Here is a 16,342-nt window from a genome sequence, read left to right on the forward strand (position 1 = left end):
TATAATTTCTTTTTGATGATGGACTACTTCATAAATCCATTTATTGAAGATGTTTTGTTTTTCTGCAAGTTTTTCTTTCCCAAGTCCACTAGTTTCCTGCTTTTAAATAATTTATGGTATTAAAACTTTATTATCATGAAAAATTTTACAATTTCGAATTTTTTCGAATTTTTATCCCGTAAAGTGAATAGTTTTTTTTTAACGAAAGATAGTATGGTCACATTAGGTTTTCTGATTCCTAATTTTTCTTATTTAAATTCTAGATTTCAGAATTTAAATCTTACAAAAAAGACTTCACGTAATAGCATTTCAAAATCAGGATATGATGGATTTCTACTTTCTTTTAGAAACTTGGTGACATTGATTTTAATTAGTTTCCTGGGTTTTTCTTCACAAATTTATGGGCAGTTTGCCGATGTAAACCCACCATCGGGAGGATTCGCCATTGATGGAGGGTTAAGAGCTAATACGCCAATTAGTCCCACTCCCTTCACCGCTAATCAGGGCGATTGGTATCCCGGAGCTTCAGGTTCAGGTTCAGGTGGTTCTGTCTTTGATAATGCGGGTGATATTTTGGCACCTGCTACGGCTCAAACAAGCGGTCGTGTTGATACAGAGGAGCCTTATGGTTCTAATGACGATGTTTTTACAAATGGAAGCAAATTTAACGATTATGTGTCAGATTTAAAATGGTTTACAAACTCAGCGCCAGATAAAAACGATATTGATAATGCCCTGTATCATGTGTCTCGTGACGCTAGTAACAACCAGTGGATCTTTATTTCCGGAGACCGTCAGTCTACTAATGGAACCAGTTATATAGATTTTGAATTATTGCAAGGTACCGTTGTTCAAAATGATAATGGAACTTTTACAGGAACTCCATTGGCGAGTAAGGCAAATGGCGGCGGTAGAACAAAAGACGATATAATCATTTCCATGGAGTATACCAATGGGGGTTCAAAACCGATTGTATATATTTACCAGTGGAAACAGAGTGGAACCAAGTGGTCTTATGAATTGGTAACTTTGGCAGCTTTGGGCGCTAATGCATTTGCCGAAACTAACAGAGCGGGTGCTGAATTGAATGTACCTTATTCTGCATTTGGAACGAATACGTACCAACAATATGCATTTGTAGAAGCAGCTGTCAATGTGACTTATCTTCTAAATCAGGTACTTGGGGGAGCTAGTTGTAGTGGTCTAAAAATAAAAACATTATGGGTTAAAACAAAAGCTTCTGCAGCTTCGACTGCTGCACTTAAAGATTTTATAACCCCTATTCCTGTGGATTTTGATTTTGGTAGTACAGATATTACTCCTATTGCGGCTAAATGCGCAGATGATACAACAGCTTATCTTCTATCGGCTACACCCAGCGGAGGTACTTTTAGTGGGCCTGGTGTAAGTGGTAGCGGTCCCTATTATTTTACACCCTCTAATTCTGGTGGTGCTGGGGAGAAAACTATCAATTATAGTAGTGCCGATGGTAGTTGCACCGGATCGATTAAAATTATGGTGAATGCATTACCTACGATAACCGGTACTCTTAGTATATGTATAGGTTCTACTACACAGTTGACAGGGTCAGTTACTGCAGCAGGATCTAATCCTTGGGTGTCTGCTACGCCAAGTGTAGCTACTGTTAGCGCTGCAGGTTTGGTAACAGGAGTGTCAGCAGGTTCATCAGTCATTACTTATACCAATAACAATGGATGTCAAAAAACGGCTACGGTTACAGTAAATGCATTGCCCACTATTACAGGAACTCTTAGTATGTGTGTAGGTTTTACAACACAGTTGACCGGATCTGGCACTCCAGCTATTTCAAATGCCTGGGTGTCCGCCACTCCAAGTGTTGCTACTGTAAGTACTACAGGTTTGGTAACAGGTGTGTCAGCAGGTACTTCTATTATCACATATACGGATAGTAATGGTTGTCAAAAAACAGCTACAGTAACGGTAATAGCAAATCCATCTCCGCCAAGTGTTTCATACACAGCTCCTACTTGCGATCAAACCACTTTTAGTATTACTCTGTCCGGTGTAATCAATGGAGCTACTTATACTGTATTGAATAAAGAAGGAAATGCCATTGTAGGTATCGTAGGGCTTACTACAGCAACAACTTACATAGGGACAGCAGTCTCCCCCGTTATATTTAGTAATATACCTGCGGGTTCGGGCTATAAGGTTTCTGTTTCAGTCAATGGTTGCGGTTCTGGTTTAACTACCTGTGGAGTAGTGTTAGCTCTTAAATCAGCTGAACCAGTTGTTCCAAAAGAGGTATTGACAAACAAGGTGACTACAAAATCAAGTTTTGAGGCTTTTCCTGTTCCTATTAAAGACCAGCTAACAATCAAATACAATTTTGATTACGTATCGGATGTGAAGATTGAAGTATTCAATGCACAAGGTATTTTGGTACTTTCAAAAAAAGACACCAATAGTTATTTGAACAAAGAAATTACACTAGATTTAAATGCAAGTAAAATGAAAGAACAAGTGTATATTGTGAAGTTGACTACTGATAGAGAGAGTAGTTCTAAAAAAGTAATTTCTTCCAAATAGATTAAATAGTAAAAGTTTTACTAAAAAGCATCCACCAAAACGGATGCTTTTTTCATTTGTATAATTCAGGCTTATAAAGCAGTTTGCTTTTTTAATTTCAAATACTTAATATATAATTTAATCTATTTTATATCAGTTACAGTTTTAGTAATTTTTAAAGAGTAGTTGTCTTTGAATCAGGAATTCAATTGGTCTGCTAGATCAGATACATTCATATCAAACTTATTTATCTATGGAAGCTGCTCACTTACATCATAATATTTGTAGAAAGTGCTAGTTTTGGATTTTTTATAACTGGTACTCAGCTTTTAGAAACAGTAAGAATTTAGAGTAGTATTTTGCAAACTCATTTAATATATTATTCCATTAGATTAATATATAATAATTTACATGAAGTAGTAATTTCAGCTTTTTCTTTAGCAATGATTGCAACTACAGCATCATATAGTTTATTTATTTTGCGCAGAGGACAACTATGAGTTTCTCCTTTAGTTTTGGGATAAAAGGCAATCATTTTTAGGATTAAATATTCTAAAACTTTTCAATTTGAAAAAAAAATGTGTTGCTTTATAATTGTTTTTTCTGTGCTGCACCCAAGCATTACTATAAATAAATTTAATTTTTCATCTGTATTTCAAATTTGTATTTGTTATCCAAATAAATTTTTGGCACAGTTCATGAATAGATGTAAATAAGAATCTATAAAAAAATGAAATCATGAAAAAGATAATTACACTTTTAGCTATTGCAGGATTGTTAACCTTGCAAAGTTGTACCACATCAGGTAGTTTTGAAATAGCACCTACAACGACTACAAGTGAAGTGTTTGAAATAACCACTTCGTTTAATTCAACCAATAATTTTGGTAAACTGGTAACTTTTAACCCTAGAATTTATTCTTCGGATGTAGTTTTAGTTTATCGACTATCGGGAGCTAATTCACAAGGTGATATATGGGAATTATTGCCCGAAACACATTATTATAATGATGGTAGTTTGAATTTTGGGTATAAATATGATTATACGAATACTGACGTCGATATTTATATGATAGGATCTAATTTACAAAATGTAACTGCCGAATTCAGAATAAATCAAGTTTTAAGAATTGTGATTGTACCCGCAAATTATGCAACTTCAATTAACAAAAATAGTTATTCGGATGTTATTACGGCTTTAAATCTAAAAGAGAGTCAAATTCAGAAAATAAACTTCTAACTTTGAATAGTAAAGTATAAAAAGGAAGTCGAAAGATTTCCTTTTTTGAAATTTTAAATAAATAATTAATTGTAAATTAGTTATTTAGAAATTAAATTTGGTTCAATGAAGAACCGTAGGATTAATAAAGCAACCTTTTTAAAAAAAAATAGTTATGAAAAAGATAAGTACACTTTTGGCAGTTATTGGAATGATTGTAATTTCAAGTTGTTCAGGACCACAGGGGCCTCCAGGTTATGATGGTTTGGATGGGCAAAATGGAGCAGATGGTCTGATTTCTGAAGTTTTTGAGCTTAAGAATGTGAATTTTGCTTATAATGCTACAGATGGCTATACTATATATAGAGCTTTAAATCCTCAAATATATTCTTCGGATGTTATTTTGATTTATAGAATGACTGGAACAATTGATTCTACAACACCAATTTGGCAATTGATACCAAGAACTCTTTTTTTACCACAAGGAGAACTAGATTATGATTTTGATTTTAGTAAAGAAGACTTCACAATTTATGCAGGAGGTAACTATGATTTGAGTTTAACGCCATCTTATATAAATAATCAGACGTTTAGAGTGGTAATAGTTCCAGGAAGTTTTTCGGCGTCAGTAAATAAAAATAATTATGCTGATGTTATGGCTGCTTTAAATATAAATGAAAGTCAAGTGCAACAAATTAATTTCTAAAAATAATATATTTTATAAAAAAGGGAGACTGTTTAGTCTCCCTTTTTTATGTGGTTAAAACGAATAGTATAAATTGAATTTCACGCAGCGAATTAAATTAATCTTTAATATTATTAATTTTACTCATTCGTAATGAAATTACAATTCCAGCGAAAAGAGCCAATGCAATAAAAGCTAAGGAAGCCCATTCAGGAATTTCTATAAAATCATTAAGGAGCATTTTAAGTCCTACAAAACTTAAAATGGCAATAAGACTAAATTCTAAATAACTGAATTTTTCCAGCATGTTAGCTAAAAAGAAATACATGGAACGCAATCCTAAGATGGCAAAAATATTTGAACTAAATACTAAAAAGGGATCACTAGTTATGGCTAATATTGCAGGTACACTATCTAAGGCAAAGACAACATCCATTATTTCAATAACTATTAATGCTACAAAAAGTGGAGTTGCGGCTCTAATGTATTTTCTTTTTACAAAAAAATGTTCGCCATCAATATGTGTAGTAATTGGAATGATTTTTTTTATCATTTTGAAAACCAATGATTTCTTTGGTTCAAATTGTTCCTCGTCACTAGTGAAAAGCATTTTGACCGCTGTGTAAAAAAGGAAAGCTCCAAAAACATAAGTGGTCCATGAGAATTTATTGATGAGTAAAACTCCAAAATAAATCATTATTCCTCTAAATACAATTGCTCCCAAAATCCCCCAAAATAAAACTCTGTGTTGGTATTTTTTTGGTATTTTGAAAGCGGAGAAGATAATGGCAATTACAAATATGTTGTCTACACTTAAAGATAATTCAATTAAGTAGCCTGTTATGAATTTTATGGCTGCTCCTATTGGCTTTAGTTCATCGGGGTTTGAAATGTAATTGTTATTATAGATCCAATAGATAACACCTGAAAATAAAAAGGAAATAGTTACCCAAATTGATGTCCACTTAGTAGCTTCTTTCGTACTGATAATATGTGGCGTTTTATTAAAAACACCTAAGTCTAAAATAAGAATTATTAGCACTATTATAAAGAAAGAAATCCAGACAATCATAAATAGTTTTCATTTAGATTTACAAAGATACTTTTTAACTTCAATAAATATTTGAGGTAAGAGGATATTAATTGACGGGTATAAAAAAAGTGCCATTGTTAGCAATGGCACTTTTATATTTATAAACTTAAATTACAAAACAGATTTAACTGTTTTAATAATTCTAGCAGCAATTTTGTATGGGTCTCCGTTTGAAGCTGGTCTTCTGTCTTCTAACCAACCTTTCCATCCTTTTTGAACAGTGATTAATGGGATTCTGATTGAAGCTCCTCTATCTGAAATTCCGAAAGAGAAATCATGGATAGAAGCAGTTTCATGCTTACCAGTTAAACGTTGGTCATTATATGCTCCGTAAACTGCAATGTGTTCAGCAGTTACAGGTCTGAAAGCTTCACATATTTTTTCGTAAGTTTCACGAGAACCACAAGTTCTCAATACTTCATTAGAGAAGTTGGCATGCATTCCAGAACCATTCCAGTCTGTGTCACCAAGTGGTTTTGGGTGGTATTCAATATAGTAACCATATTTTTCAGTTAAACGATCAAGTAAGTATCTAGCAATCCAGATTTCATCACCAGCTATTTTTGCACCTTTAGCAAACAATTGAAACTCCCATTGTCCACAAGCAACTTCTTGGTTGATACCTTCAAAATTAAGTCCTGCAGCAATACATAAATCAGCATGCTCTTCAACTAAATCTCTACCATGAGTGTTTTTTCCACCTACTGAACAGTAGTACATTCCTTGTGGAGCAGGATATCCACCAATTGGGAATCCAAGTGGTAATAAAGTTTTAGTATCCATGATAAAATACTCTTGTTCAAATCCAAACCAGAAATCACCATCATCATCAATAGTAGCTCTACCATTTGAAGGGTGTGCTGTACCATCAGGATTCATAACTTCAGTCATTACTAAATATCCATTTATGCGAGTAGGATCAGGGTAAATGGCAACAGGTACTAATAAACAGTCAGAAGATCCTCCTTCAGCTTGTCTTGTAGATGAACCATCAAAAGACCAGTTTCCTATTTCTTCTAATGTACCTTGAAAATCTTCATGTATTTCAACTTTAGTTTTACTTCTAAGATTTTGTGTAGGTTCATATCCGTCTAACCAGATATATTCTAATTTTATTTTAGCCATAATAATATAATTTTTTGTTGGTTGTTTTAATTTTCATGCAAATATAAAGATGTTTTTAATTCGGTTAAAAATATGGGGGGGCTTTTGTATTCATTCCTATTATTTTTACGAAAACCCTATTTTTTATAGGGTTGAATTTTTAAATTATCAATTTAAGAGGTTATTTTTGAGCTTTATTCATCCTGATATCTGGGTTTTTTCCTTAGTATTTGTTATCTTTGTAAAAAAAAATTATGTCAACAATTCGTTTCCAAGCTTTGAGAGAAGCTTCTACAAGAAAACCAGTTCAATTTGAAGAATCAGGAAGAAAATCTGCTATTTTCGGTTCAAATGTGTTTAATGATAAGGCAATGAAGCAGTATTTGACTTCGGATGCATTTAAAGGTGTCCAAGGTGCTGTTCAGCATGGAACTAAGATAGATAGAAAATTAGCAGATTACATAGCAATGGGTATGAAAGAGTGGGCTCTGGCAAAAGGAGTGACTCATTATACACACTGGTTTCAGCCACTTACAGGCGCAACTGCTGAAAAGCATGATGCCTTTTTTGAAACATCATACGATGGTAGTGATCCAGTAGAGAAATTTGGTGGAGCTCAATTAGTACAACAAGAACCAGATGCTTCTAGTTTTCCAAATGGGGGAATTAGAAATACATTTGAGGCAAGAGGATATACTGCTTGGGATCCTACATCACCTGCATTTATATACGGTACTACTTTGTGCATTCCTACTGTATTTATTTCTTACACTGGAGAAGCATTAGATAATAAAATTCCTTTATTAAGAGCATTGTCTGCAATTGATGAAGCGGCTACTGATGTATGTAAATATTTTGATAAAAATGTTAAGAAGGTTACTGCTACACTTGGATGGGAGCAGGAATATTTCTTAATTGATAGATCATTGGCGGAATCTCGTCCAGATCTTATGATGACAGGAAGAACTTTGCTAGGACATACTTCGGCAAAAGGGCAACAACTAGATGATCATTATTTTGGTTCTATTCCTACTCGTGCATTAACGTACATGAGAGATTTAGAACAAGAATGTATGTTATTGGGTATACCAGTAAAAACACGTCATAATGAGGTAGCGCCAAACCAATTTGAGTTTGCTCCAATTTTTGAAGAAACTAATCTTGCAGTAGATCACAACTGTTTATTGATGGATGTAATGCAAAAAGTGGCTGAACGTCATGATTTAAAAGTATTGCTACATGAAAAACCGTTTAAAGGAGTTAATGGTTCTGGAAAACATAATAACTGGTCTTTAGCAACTGATACTGGAGTTAATTTATTGAGCCCTAGTAAAACCCCTATGACTAACTTACAGTTTTTAGCTTTCTTTATAAATACGATTAAAGCGGTTAATGATCACGAAGCTTTGTTAAGAGCTGCAATTGCTACGGCAAGTAATGACCATAGGTTAGGAGCTAATGAAGCACCACCAGCAATTATTTCTGTTTTCATTGGAGCACAGTTGACTAAAGTATTAGCTGAATTAGAAGGGGTGACTACAGGAAAATTATCTCCTGAAGAAAAAACAGATTTAAAATTAAATGTTGTGGGGAAAATTCCAGAAGTAATTCTTGATAATACCGATAGAAATAGAACATCGCCTTTTGCTTTTACAGGAAATAAATTTGAGTTCAGAGCGGTAGGTTCTACAGCAAACTGTTCAAATGCAATGACCACTTTAAATACGATTGTTGCAAAACAATTAAAAGACTTTAAAAAGGAAGTTGATTTATTAATTGAAACAAAAGACATGAAGAAAGATGATGCTATCTTCAATGTGTTAAGAGAATATATCAAGCATTCTAAAAAAATCCTTTTTGAAGGGGATGGGTATAGTGAAGCTTGGGAAAAAGAAGCTGCAAAAAGAGGGTTGAGTAATTTTAAAACAACACCACAAGCATTAAAAGCTAGAGCATCAAAACAAGCTTTAGATTTATTTTCGGAAATGGGTATTATGAACCATGTCGAAGTAGAAGCACGTTACGAAATTGAATTAGAAGAGTACACTAAGAAAATTCAAATTGAAGGTAGAGTTTTAGGTGATATTTCAACAAATCATGTAATTCCAACTGCAATTCGTTACCAAAATACGTTAATCGAAAATGTAAAAGGATTGAAAGATATTTTTGGATCTGATTTTGAAACAATTGCTAAAGAGCAAATTATCATTATCAAAGAAATTTCAAAACATATTGAAGGAATCAATTCAAAAGTACTTGCTATGACAAACGAAAGAAAAAAAGCAAACGTATTGACTGATGCTCAAGAAATGGCTGAAGCGTATTGTGACAAAGTAAAACCTTACTTTGAAATAATCCGTGAGCATTGTGATAAACTAGAACTTTTAGTTGATAATGAACTTTGGACTTTAACTAAATACAGAGAATTGTTATTTACAAAATAATAAGTAATTCTATTATTTCAAGTAAAAGCCTATCCTTTTGGATAGGCTTTTTTTTTGCGTTGGGGTATTCCATTATCGGTTAAAGGTGTTTTAATCTTGATTAGATGAAGTTATGATGTGTTATTGTTTTTTTTGGATTTTATAAAAAGGATAAAAGATGAGATAAAATTTTTAAGGAATAAAATAATGTTGAAATTGAGGTTCGTTATTATGATATTTTTTAATAATTAGAGTGTTTTTTATCTAATTTTTTATCATATAGTAATTTAAATATGTATTTAGTCGGGTATGTTTGCATTTTGACGAAAAAAGTATTGATTCCGGTTTGTTAAAGAATACCTTACAAATTCTAAGAGGAAATGGCGCACTAATCTTGTGTTCCTTTTTGTAAAAATGATTCGTAAATCCTTTTGTAAATCTAATCAATAACTTGAAGTAATAATAACTTGAACGTATTTTGAATAAAATTAGTTTTAAGTTGCTCTGAGATGTTGTTAATAGACGGCTCAGCTGTTGCATAAAGGAATGTAAGAAAGATAATTTGGCAACAATAATTTAGGATGTTGTTTTTACAATTTTTCATCATCAATGTGTTTCATTATTAAATAGTAATTAGTAGTAGACATTTAGCGAATAAATGATGTGAAATAATAGTTTGTAAGTATTATAATAGGTTTGCATATTAACTTATTAGGGTTTTATTGTAAATTATTCATTATGAAGTGTAGTTCATCGAATAAATCAACTCTTTAACGTGTAAAACGTTAATATTTTACGAATCGGGTATTTATACCTGTTTTTTAATAAGCATTCAAGACCTAGATTTGTGTAAATTAAATTTAACAATTTAGCTCTATTTCATTTTTAAAAATTATTCCCAAATCATTTTTAAATCCTACTTGATAACTTGTATAATAACCAATTAAATATATTTTTATGAAAAAAGTAATTTTAAGCATCTCCGCGATGCTGCTAGTAGGTGCAGCCGCAGTTGCGCAAAGTAACGGAAGTACAGTGAATCAAACGGGAACGTCAAATGACGCCTTAGTAGCTCAAACAGGTTTGTCAAATGGGTCTAATGTACTACAAAATGGTGCAAGTAATGATGCTAATGTTGCGCAACTAGGAGCTACTAACATTGCTAAAATTGATCAATTGGGAACAAGTCATATGGCGTCGATCGATCAAACTGGGGTTTCTAATGATGCATTTGCAGAGCAAGCGAATGAAAGCAATTCAATAACTCAAGTGCAAGATGGGAACTCTAATTATGCTAGAGCACATCAAAATGTATATCTTGCTGATTTATATGGTGCTGGAGGTAATAATGTTGCTACTCAAACTCAAATAGGGGATCGTAATAATGCAAGTAGTTTGCAAGGGTATTCTAATGGAGCAAGTACTAGTACTACTATACAGTCTCAGCAAGGTAATGATAATCAATCTGGTATGTATCAACATGGTGGAAATAATTATTCTAGTGTTAGCCAAGTAGGAAATGAGAATAGTAATGGAAGTAATCAAGACCAAGGGGATAATAATGGAGCGTATGCTACTAGTGTAGTTGGTGATAGAAATTATTCATGGGCTGAACAATTTGGTAACGGTAACTTTTCTGATGAATGGCAAATAGGGAATGATAATAGCATTTTAACTACTCAACATGGAGATAGTAATGTTGCTTATGCACATCAAATTGGTGATTCTAATGAGATTGTTCAAATTCAAACTGGGAATTCAAATTACACTCATGTTGACCAATATGGAGGTACTTCTAGCTTTAATTTAGCTGAAACTACACAAGATGGAAATTACAATAATTCTACAGTTTATCAAGTAACTGATTCAAATGAAGCTTTTTCTATTCAAAACGGAGATTCAAATCAATCAGGTATATCGCAGTATGGTGGTAATATGAATTATGCTGCAACTTCTCAAACAGGAGATATGCATAATAGTTATGTTAATCAAAACGGTGCGAGTAATATTTCTAATGTTACACAATCAAATTAATGCAAATCTAATTAAGGGATAGTTATATAACTATCCCTTCTTTTTAAGAACAATTTTTTAATTCTAATAGTAGCTATTGTATTGATATTACTATAATACTTAAAGATACTGATTTATTCTTTTAAAATAATTAATTTGAATTTCCTTAAAGTTTATATTTTGATTAAAAAGCGCAGATTTTTTAAATAAAATATGCTCAACTATTTAGAAATAAATAGCACTATGCTATAGTATTTCTTTTTTAAAAATTATTCCCAAATCATTTTTAAAACCTACATGATAACTTGTATTAATAACCAATTAAATATATTTATTATGAAAAAAGTAATTTTAAGCATCTCAGCGATGCTACTAGTAAGTGCAGCTGCAGTTGCACAAAGTAATGGGAGTACTGTGAATCAAACAGGAACGGCTAATGACGCAATGGTTAGTCAAACTGGTATGTCTAATGCATCTGATGTAATGCAAAATGGTAACTCTAATAACGGAGATGTTATTCAGTTAGGCGCTACTAACATTGCCGATATGGATCAATTAGGAGACTCTAACAGTGCGTGGATTAGTCAAGTGGGTTCTTCAAATGACAGTGGAACAAATCAAATAGGTAACTTAAACAATGCTGTTGTAGGTGTTAATGGGGATACTAACTTTTCTCGTACAACTCAAGAAGGGAATAGTAACTACTCTGATTCTTGGCAAAATGGGAATGATAATATCATTAATACTGCACAAGTAGGAAATGGTAATACTGCCTATGCACATCAAAACAGTTATTCTGGTAGTGGTACTTCAAGTCCAGGGAATTCTAATGAGATTGCGCAAATTCAAACAGGAGATTCAAACTATTCGCACGTTGATCAATATTTTAGTGCTGATTTTAATTTAGCCGAAACTACACAAACAGGAAACTTCAACAACTCTACAGTTTATCAAAGTAGTGATTCTAATGAAGCTTTTTCAATTCAAGATGGAGATTCAAATCAATCTTATATTGGACAATATGGAGGTGATTTTAACTTTGCTGCAACTACCCAAACAGGAGATATGCATTCTAGCAATGTTAACCAAAACGGAGCTAGTAATATTTCTAACGTAACACAATCAAATTAAAACTTAATAGGGGATAATATTAAAATGTTATCCCTTTATAAAAAATAAAAATCATGAAAAAAGTAATTTTAAGCATCTCCGCGATACTGTTAGTAGGTTCTGTCGCTGTTGCACAGAGTAATGGAAGTACAGTAAATCAAACGGGAACAGCAAATGATGCCTTAGTGGTTCAAGCTGGATTGTCGAATATTTCTGATGTTTCGCAAAAAGGAACAATGAATACTTCGGATGTTAACCAACTTGGGCAAGAAAATAGTTCAATAGTAAAACAACTTGGGTCAGTTTCTCCAATTAGTGGTGTGAGCAATGATGCTACTGTTAAACAGACTGGAAATAAAAACACATCAAACGTAAAACAAGATGGAGATTTAAATAAAGGTACAGTGACACAATTGGGTGATAAAAACAAAGCAATTATTAGCCAAGGTGCTGGAAATGCCGAAAATAATGTTGCTACAGCGACACAAACTGGTAACAAAAATATTTCTGAGCAAAAACAATTGTATGATAATAATCTTGCTACTGTTGTGCAAGTAGGGGATAAAAACAAAGCGTATCAAGATCAAAGTTCTGGTCCAAATCACTCAGCAGGGAATATAGCTTTTATTACCCAAGCAGGAGATGATAACTATGGAAAACAAGATCAAAATGGAAGCTTGAATGATGCTTTAATTAATCAATATGGAGAAGATAACACGGCAAAACAAAAACAAACAGGTTCATTAAATGGAGCTGTAATTTATCAAGTTGGAGCTGATCATTCTGCAATTCAAACACAGAATGGAGTAAGTAATATCGCTTTTGCTACGCAAGGGGATAATGGGAACTGGTCTGATCAATATCAATTGGGTAATTCTAACTTGGCAGTTGTTTATCAAAACGATTCATCAATTGGTGGATCTAATGACGCAAGACAAACTCAAACTGGTAATGGTAACATTGCTGGTATAGGTCAAGGAATTTTTGGTGATGCTTCTAATGGTGATGCTACACAAGTTCAACTGGGTGATTCTAATTTTGCAATCGCTATACAACATGGTGATAGAAATACATCTTATGAAAGTCAAGTAGGAAATTCGAATGAATCAATATCGGATCAAACTGGTGATAATAATAGGGCTACTTCAATGCAAAATGGAAATTCTAATGTGTCAAGTATTTTGCAATTAGGTGATTTAAATATAGCAACAACTAGTCAATCAGGGATGTCTCATATGAGTACAGTTAGTCAAATTGGGAATAGTAATATCTCTAATGTAACACAATCAAATTAATTTATAATAGATTAAGGGGTAGCTTTTTTGCTATCCCTTTATAAAATGAATTAATTATGAAAAAAATAATTGTAAGTATCTCTTTACTGTTAATTGGAACTATAGTAACTGCTCAAGGCAATGAAAGCAAAGTGGATCAAATAGGAGTTGCAAATAATGGTGTAGTACTTCAAACAGGATTGTCTAATACTTCGGATGTGTTGCAAAATGGTAGCGCTAATGCTGGAGATGTATTTCAGTTAGGCACTTTAAACAATGCAGATCAAGATCAAAAAGGAGATTCAAATAGTGCTAAAATTGACCAAATAGGAACTGGGCATTTAGCCGTTCAAGATCAAACTGGTAGTTTTAATAATTCGTATGCTGAGCAAGGAAGTGCAGTCAATTCTTCCTCTCAAGTTCAAGAAGGAAATAGCAATAGGGCATCAGTGCATCAAAATAAGTATTTCTATATAGATTGGTTGGATGGGAGTACGCATAAATATGCAACTGTAGGCGGTAATAATAGCGCTAAACAAACTCAAATAGGGGACTCAAATACTGCCGAAGCTTCGCAAGGCGCATGGGATGTAGGAGGTTCAAATAATTCTACTTCACAAAATCAAGTAGGAAATAGTAATAGGTCCTATTCGTATCAATATGTGGATTCGAATTTTGCAAAGCATGATCAAATTGGAGATTTTAATTACTCTATTACATCTCAATATGGCGATGCAAATAATGCAGATTTAAGTCAAAACGGGAACAGTAACACTTCATGGAGTTATCAACATGGGGGTTTTAATAATGCTTCAATTAACGTTGTTGGAGATAATAATTCAAGTTATACCGATCAATATGGTGATTCTAATGAAGCTGCAATTAATCAAAATGGAGCGGTTAACTATTCGTTTATTCAACAATATTATGGCGATGAAAATGAAGCAAGTTCAATGCAAAATGGAGACTCAAATAGATCAGAGATTTACCAGTTTAATGGAGATTTAAATTTTGCTGCAACTATTCAAACTGGAGATTTACATACAAGTTATGTTAATCAAAATGGGGGTAGTAATATTTCTAATGTAGTACAATCAAATTAAGGAGCGTTTTGAATTAGATACTAATAGTATACTGATGGAATTGTTTTTAGATAGAACAATTTCATCAGTATTAATTAAAAAGAATATTTATGATACTTTCAATTAAAAGAATGTTGTTGTTTTTTGTTATTATATCTTCCTCTTTAGTATTCTGTCAAGAAAACAAGGGAAGTTTAGGACACGATGAATCTGGGTTTTCTGCTTTTGACTCTAAAGAAAAAACGTTTCAATTTGTTTCTGAAAATTATCTTACTTCAAAAAAAGAAACACCTTTTGAAAATTTAATTCAATCTGGGGGGTTAAATATCAGGCAAATAGGGGACTATAATAATCTTAATCTTAACTTAAAAGGAGCGATTATTAAGGTTGATATTGTCCAAAATGGAGATAATAATCAATTAGAATTAGATAAAGAAGTAAACTCAATCAAGCAAAAGGTAGTTCAAGATGGTCAAAATAATTCAATTAAAGACCTTTCGATGTACGCAAATAATAATGTAAATATGGAGCTCATTCAACAAGGTAGTAATCAAAATATCCAGAATTATGGTACAAATTCAATTTCTGAGAATATGAAGGTTATTCAATCTGGAAATGGTGCTGCTGTAATTATTATAAATAATAAATAATTATGAAAAAAGGTATGAAATTTTTAGGAGTAATAGTCTTACTGGTCTCTTCCCTTTCTTATTCTCAAATCTCAAATACGGTAGTAAAAGCCAAAATTGAAACGGAAGAAATTGAAGGAAGTATTAAAATAACTGGAACAGCTGAAAATTTATCAGAAATAGTTCAAAGTTTGTCCTATAAATTATCTGTAATTAAAAAAAACAACATCAATAATAATCAATCTAATAATGCTCAAGAAGGGTTGTTTTCATTGGAACCAAGTGAAAATAAAAAATTATCAGTGACACAAGTAAATGTAGGTAAAGATGATGAGGTTATTGTTTTGTTATTGTTTTACGATGAAAATAAGCAGCTAATTGGAAAGGATAGAATTGTACTTGGTACTGAAAAAAAAGTAGAATCGTTACCAATTGACGGTTTTGAATTAAAAGGAATTGTAATAGATGAAACTAAAACTAAAGTAGGAAAAGATTTTTACGATTTATATTACTATAAATACAATGAGTATAAAATAAATGCACCCAATATAGTTTCAATAAGTGAAGAATTAAGTTTTGCAAGAAATACTAAATTGGTTATCAGTATGAATAATGAAACCATTTATGAATTTATGGCAAAACCGGATGAAGAGTACTTAAACAATATGGTGCAAAAATCAATTTATGCTACATATTCCTATTTAAAAAATTTAGAAAAAGAAAATAAATATTTTACGCAATATTAAGTTTATGAAAAAAATGAAGTTCTTATTTTCCTTAATAATAGTTTTATTGACTATGTCGGTGAATGCGCAGGATTTAGTTTATAAACCAAGAAATCCAGCTTTTGGAGGTGATACATTTAATTATCAATGGTTGGCTAGTTCAGCTGAATCGCAAAATAAATTTAAAGAAACATCATCAGCAACAACTGCTAAAACGGATTTAGAAAAGTTTGCTGATCAGTTGAATTCGCAACTATTAAACCAAATCTCAAGATCGTTATATACCCAGCAGTTTGGTTCACAAGGTCTTTCGGCAGGAAGCTACACTTTTGGTAGTTTATCAGTTGAGATTTATCCTTCCTCTGGAGGATTGACTGTTGATATTTTAGATACCACGACAGGTGAACAAACTCAAGTTATTATCCCAAATTAATAT

At 32.4% G+C, this 16,342-nt stretch carries 13 protein-coding genes; 11 read left to right on the forward strand and 2 right to left on the reverse strand.

Going from position 1 to position 16,342, the window contains the following annotated elements; genetic code table 11:
• Positions 1-135 precede the first annotated feature (135 nt).
• The 3 genes from AB3G39_RS06690 (at position 136) to AB3G39_RS06700 (ending at position 4,474) form a co-directional block, all read left to right on the forward strand.
• Complete coding sequence (locus tag AB3G39_RS06690) at positions 136-2,571, forward strand: Ig-like domain-containing protein (RefSeq protein ID WP_369764620.1); 2,436 nt, start codon at positions 136-138, stop codon at positions 2,569-2,571.
• Between the two features lie 717 nt (positions 2,572-3,288).
• Positions 3,289-3,789, forward strand: coding sequence for a hypothetical protein (locus AB3G39_RS06695; RefSeq protein ID WP_367754568.1), 501 nt, complete (start codon positions 3,289-3,291; stop codon positions 3,787-3,789).
• 154 nt (positions 3,790-3,943) lie between these two features.
• Positions 3,944-4,474, forward strand: a complete 531-nt coding sequence (locus tag AB3G39_RS06700) for a hypothetical protein (RefSeq protein WP_367771429.1) — start codon at positions 3,944-3,946, stop codon at positions 4,472-4,474.
• A gap of 97 nt (positions 4,475-4,571) precedes the next feature.
• On the opposite strand, the gene AB3G39_RS06705 is transcribed toward AB3G39_RS06700, so the two are convergent.
• Positions 4,572-5,525, reverse strand: a complete 954-nt coding sequence (locus AB3G39_RS06705) for a TerC family protein (protein ID WP_369764621.1) — start codon at positions 5,523-5,525, stop codon at positions 4,572-4,574.
• A gap of 132 nt (positions 5,526-5,657) precedes the next feature.
• Complete coding sequence (locus AB3G39_RS06710) at positions 5,658-6,671, reverse strand: glutamine synthetase beta-grasp domain-containing protein (RefSeq protein WP_367754563.1); 1,014 nt, start codon at positions 6,669-6,671, stop codon at positions 5,658-5,660.
• 233 nt (positions 6,672-6,904) lie between these two features.
• Between AB3G39_RS06710 and AB3G39_RS06715 the strand changes: the two genes are divergently transcribed.
• The 8 genes from AB3G39_RS06715 (at position 6,905) to AB3G39_RS06750 (ending at position 16,339) form a co-directional block, all read left to right on the forward strand.
• A complete protein-coding gene (locus tag AB3G39_RS06715; protein ID WP_369752357.1) occupies positions 6,905-9,094 on the forward strand; it encodes a glutamine synthetase III in 2,190 nt (729 codons plus the stop codon).
• A gap of 936 nt (positions 9,095-10,030) precedes the next feature.
• Positions 10,031-11,107 (forward strand): hypothetical protein, encoded by a 1,077-nt coding sequence (locus tag AB3G39_RS06720; protein ID WP_369764622.1) that lies wholly within the window; start codon positions 10,031-10,033, stop codon positions 11,105-11,107.
• Between the two features lie 315 nt (positions 11,108-11,422).
• Positions 11,423-12,217: a hypothetical protein gene (locus tag AB3G39_RS06725; RefSeq protein WP_367771418.1), complete on the forward strand. Its 795-nt coding sequence runs from the start codon at positions 11,423-11,425 to the stop codon at positions 12,215-12,217.
• Between the two features lie 53 nt (positions 12,218-12,270).
• Entirely contained in the window at positions 12,271-13,491 is a 1,221-nt protein-coding gene (locus AB3G39_RS06730) for a hypothetical protein (RefSeq protein ID WP_369764623.1), read from the forward strand.
• Positions 13,492-13,547: 56 nt separating this feature from the next.
• Entirely contained in the window at positions 13,548-14,573 is a 1,026-nt protein-coding gene (locus AB3G39_RS06735) for a hypothetical protein (RefSeq protein ID WP_367771412.1), read from the forward strand.
• An 89-nt stretch (positions 14,574-14,662) separates the two neighbouring features.
• Positions 14,663-15,202 (forward strand): hypothetical protein, encoded by a 540-nt coding sequence (locus tag AB3G39_RS06740; protein ID WP_369764624.1) that lies wholly within the window; start codon positions 14,663-14,665, stop codon positions 15,200-15,202.
• A gap of 2 nt (positions 15,203-15,204) precedes the next feature.
• Positions 15,205-15,927: a CsgE family curli-type amyloid fiber assembly protein gene (locus AB3G39_RS06745; protein ID WP_369769775.1), complete on the forward strand. Its 723-nt coding sequence runs from the start codon at positions 15,205-15,207 to the stop codon at positions 15,925-15,927.
• Positions 15,928-15,940: 13 nt separating this feature from the next.
• Positions 15,941-16,339 carry a curli production assembly/transport component CsgF gene (locus AB3G39_RS06750; RefSeq protein WP_367771403.1) on the forward strand — a complete coding sequence of 133 codons (399 nt, stop codon included), beginning with the start codon at positions 15,941-15,943 and terminating at the stop codon, positions 16,337-16,339.
• Positions 16,340-16,342: the final 3 nt, after the last annotated feature.

Origin of the sequence: Flavobacterium sp. WC2416 (assembly GCF_041200095.1) — a bacterium.
In the GTDB taxonomy this organism is placed as follows: Bacteria; Bacteroidota; Bacteroidia; order Flavobacteriales; family Flavobacteriaceae; genus Flavobacterium.

Excerpts from the sequence above, each read along its gene's own strand:
- AB3G39_RS06690 (WP_369764620.1), top strand. The coding sequence starts at position 136 with ATGAAAAATTTTACAATTTCGAATTTTTTCGAATTTTTATCCCGTAAA.
- AB3G39_RS06695 (WP_367754568.1), top strand. The coding sequence starts at position 3,289 with ATGAAAAAGATAATTACACTTTTAGCTATTGCAGGATTGTTAACCTTG.
- AB3G39_RS06700 (WP_367771429.1), top strand. The coding sequence starts at position 3,944 with ATGAAAAAGATAAGTACACTTTTGGCAGTTATTGGAATGATTGTAATT.
- AB3G39_RS06705 (WP_369764621.1), bottom strand. The coding sequence starts at position 5,525 with ATGATTGTCTGGATTTCTTTCTTTATAATAGTGCTAATAATTCTTATT.
- AB3G39_RS06710 (WP_367754563.1), bottom strand. The coding sequence starts at position 6,671 with ATGGCTAAAATAAAATTAGAATATATCTGGTTAGACGGATATGAACCT.
- AB3G39_RS06715 (WP_369752357.1), top strand. The coding sequence starts at position 6,905 with ATGTCAACAATTCGTTTCCAAGCTTTGAGAGAAGCTTCTACAAGAAAA.
- AB3G39_RS06720 (WP_369764622.1), top strand. The coding sequence starts at position 10,031 with ATGAAAAAAGTAATTTTAAGCATCTCCGCGATGCTGCTAGTAGGTGCA.
- AB3G39_RS06725 (WP_367771418.1), top strand. The coding sequence starts at position 11,423 with ATGAAAAAAGTAATTTTAAGCATCTCAGCGATGCTACTAGTAAGTGCA.
- AB3G39_RS06730 (WP_369764623.1), top strand. The coding sequence starts at position 12,271 with ATGAAAAAAGTAATTTTAAGCATCTCCGCGATACTGTTAGTAGGTTCT.
- AB3G39_RS06735 (WP_367771412.1), top strand. The coding sequence starts at position 13,548 with ATGAAAAAAATAATTGTAAGTATCTCTTTACTGTTAATTGGAACTATA.
- AB3G39_RS06740 (WP_369764624.1), top strand. The coding sequence starts at position 14,663 with ATGATACTTTCAATTAAAAGAATGTTGTTGTTTTTTGTTATTATATCT.
- AB3G39_RS06745 (WP_369769775.1), top strand. The coding sequence starts at position 15,205 with ATGAAAAAAGGTATGAAATTTTTAGGAGTAATAGTCTTACTGGTCTCT.
- AB3G39_RS06750 (WP_367771403.1), top strand. The coding sequence starts at position 15,941 with ATGAAGTTCTTATTTTCCTTAATAATAGTTTTATTGACTATGTCGGTG.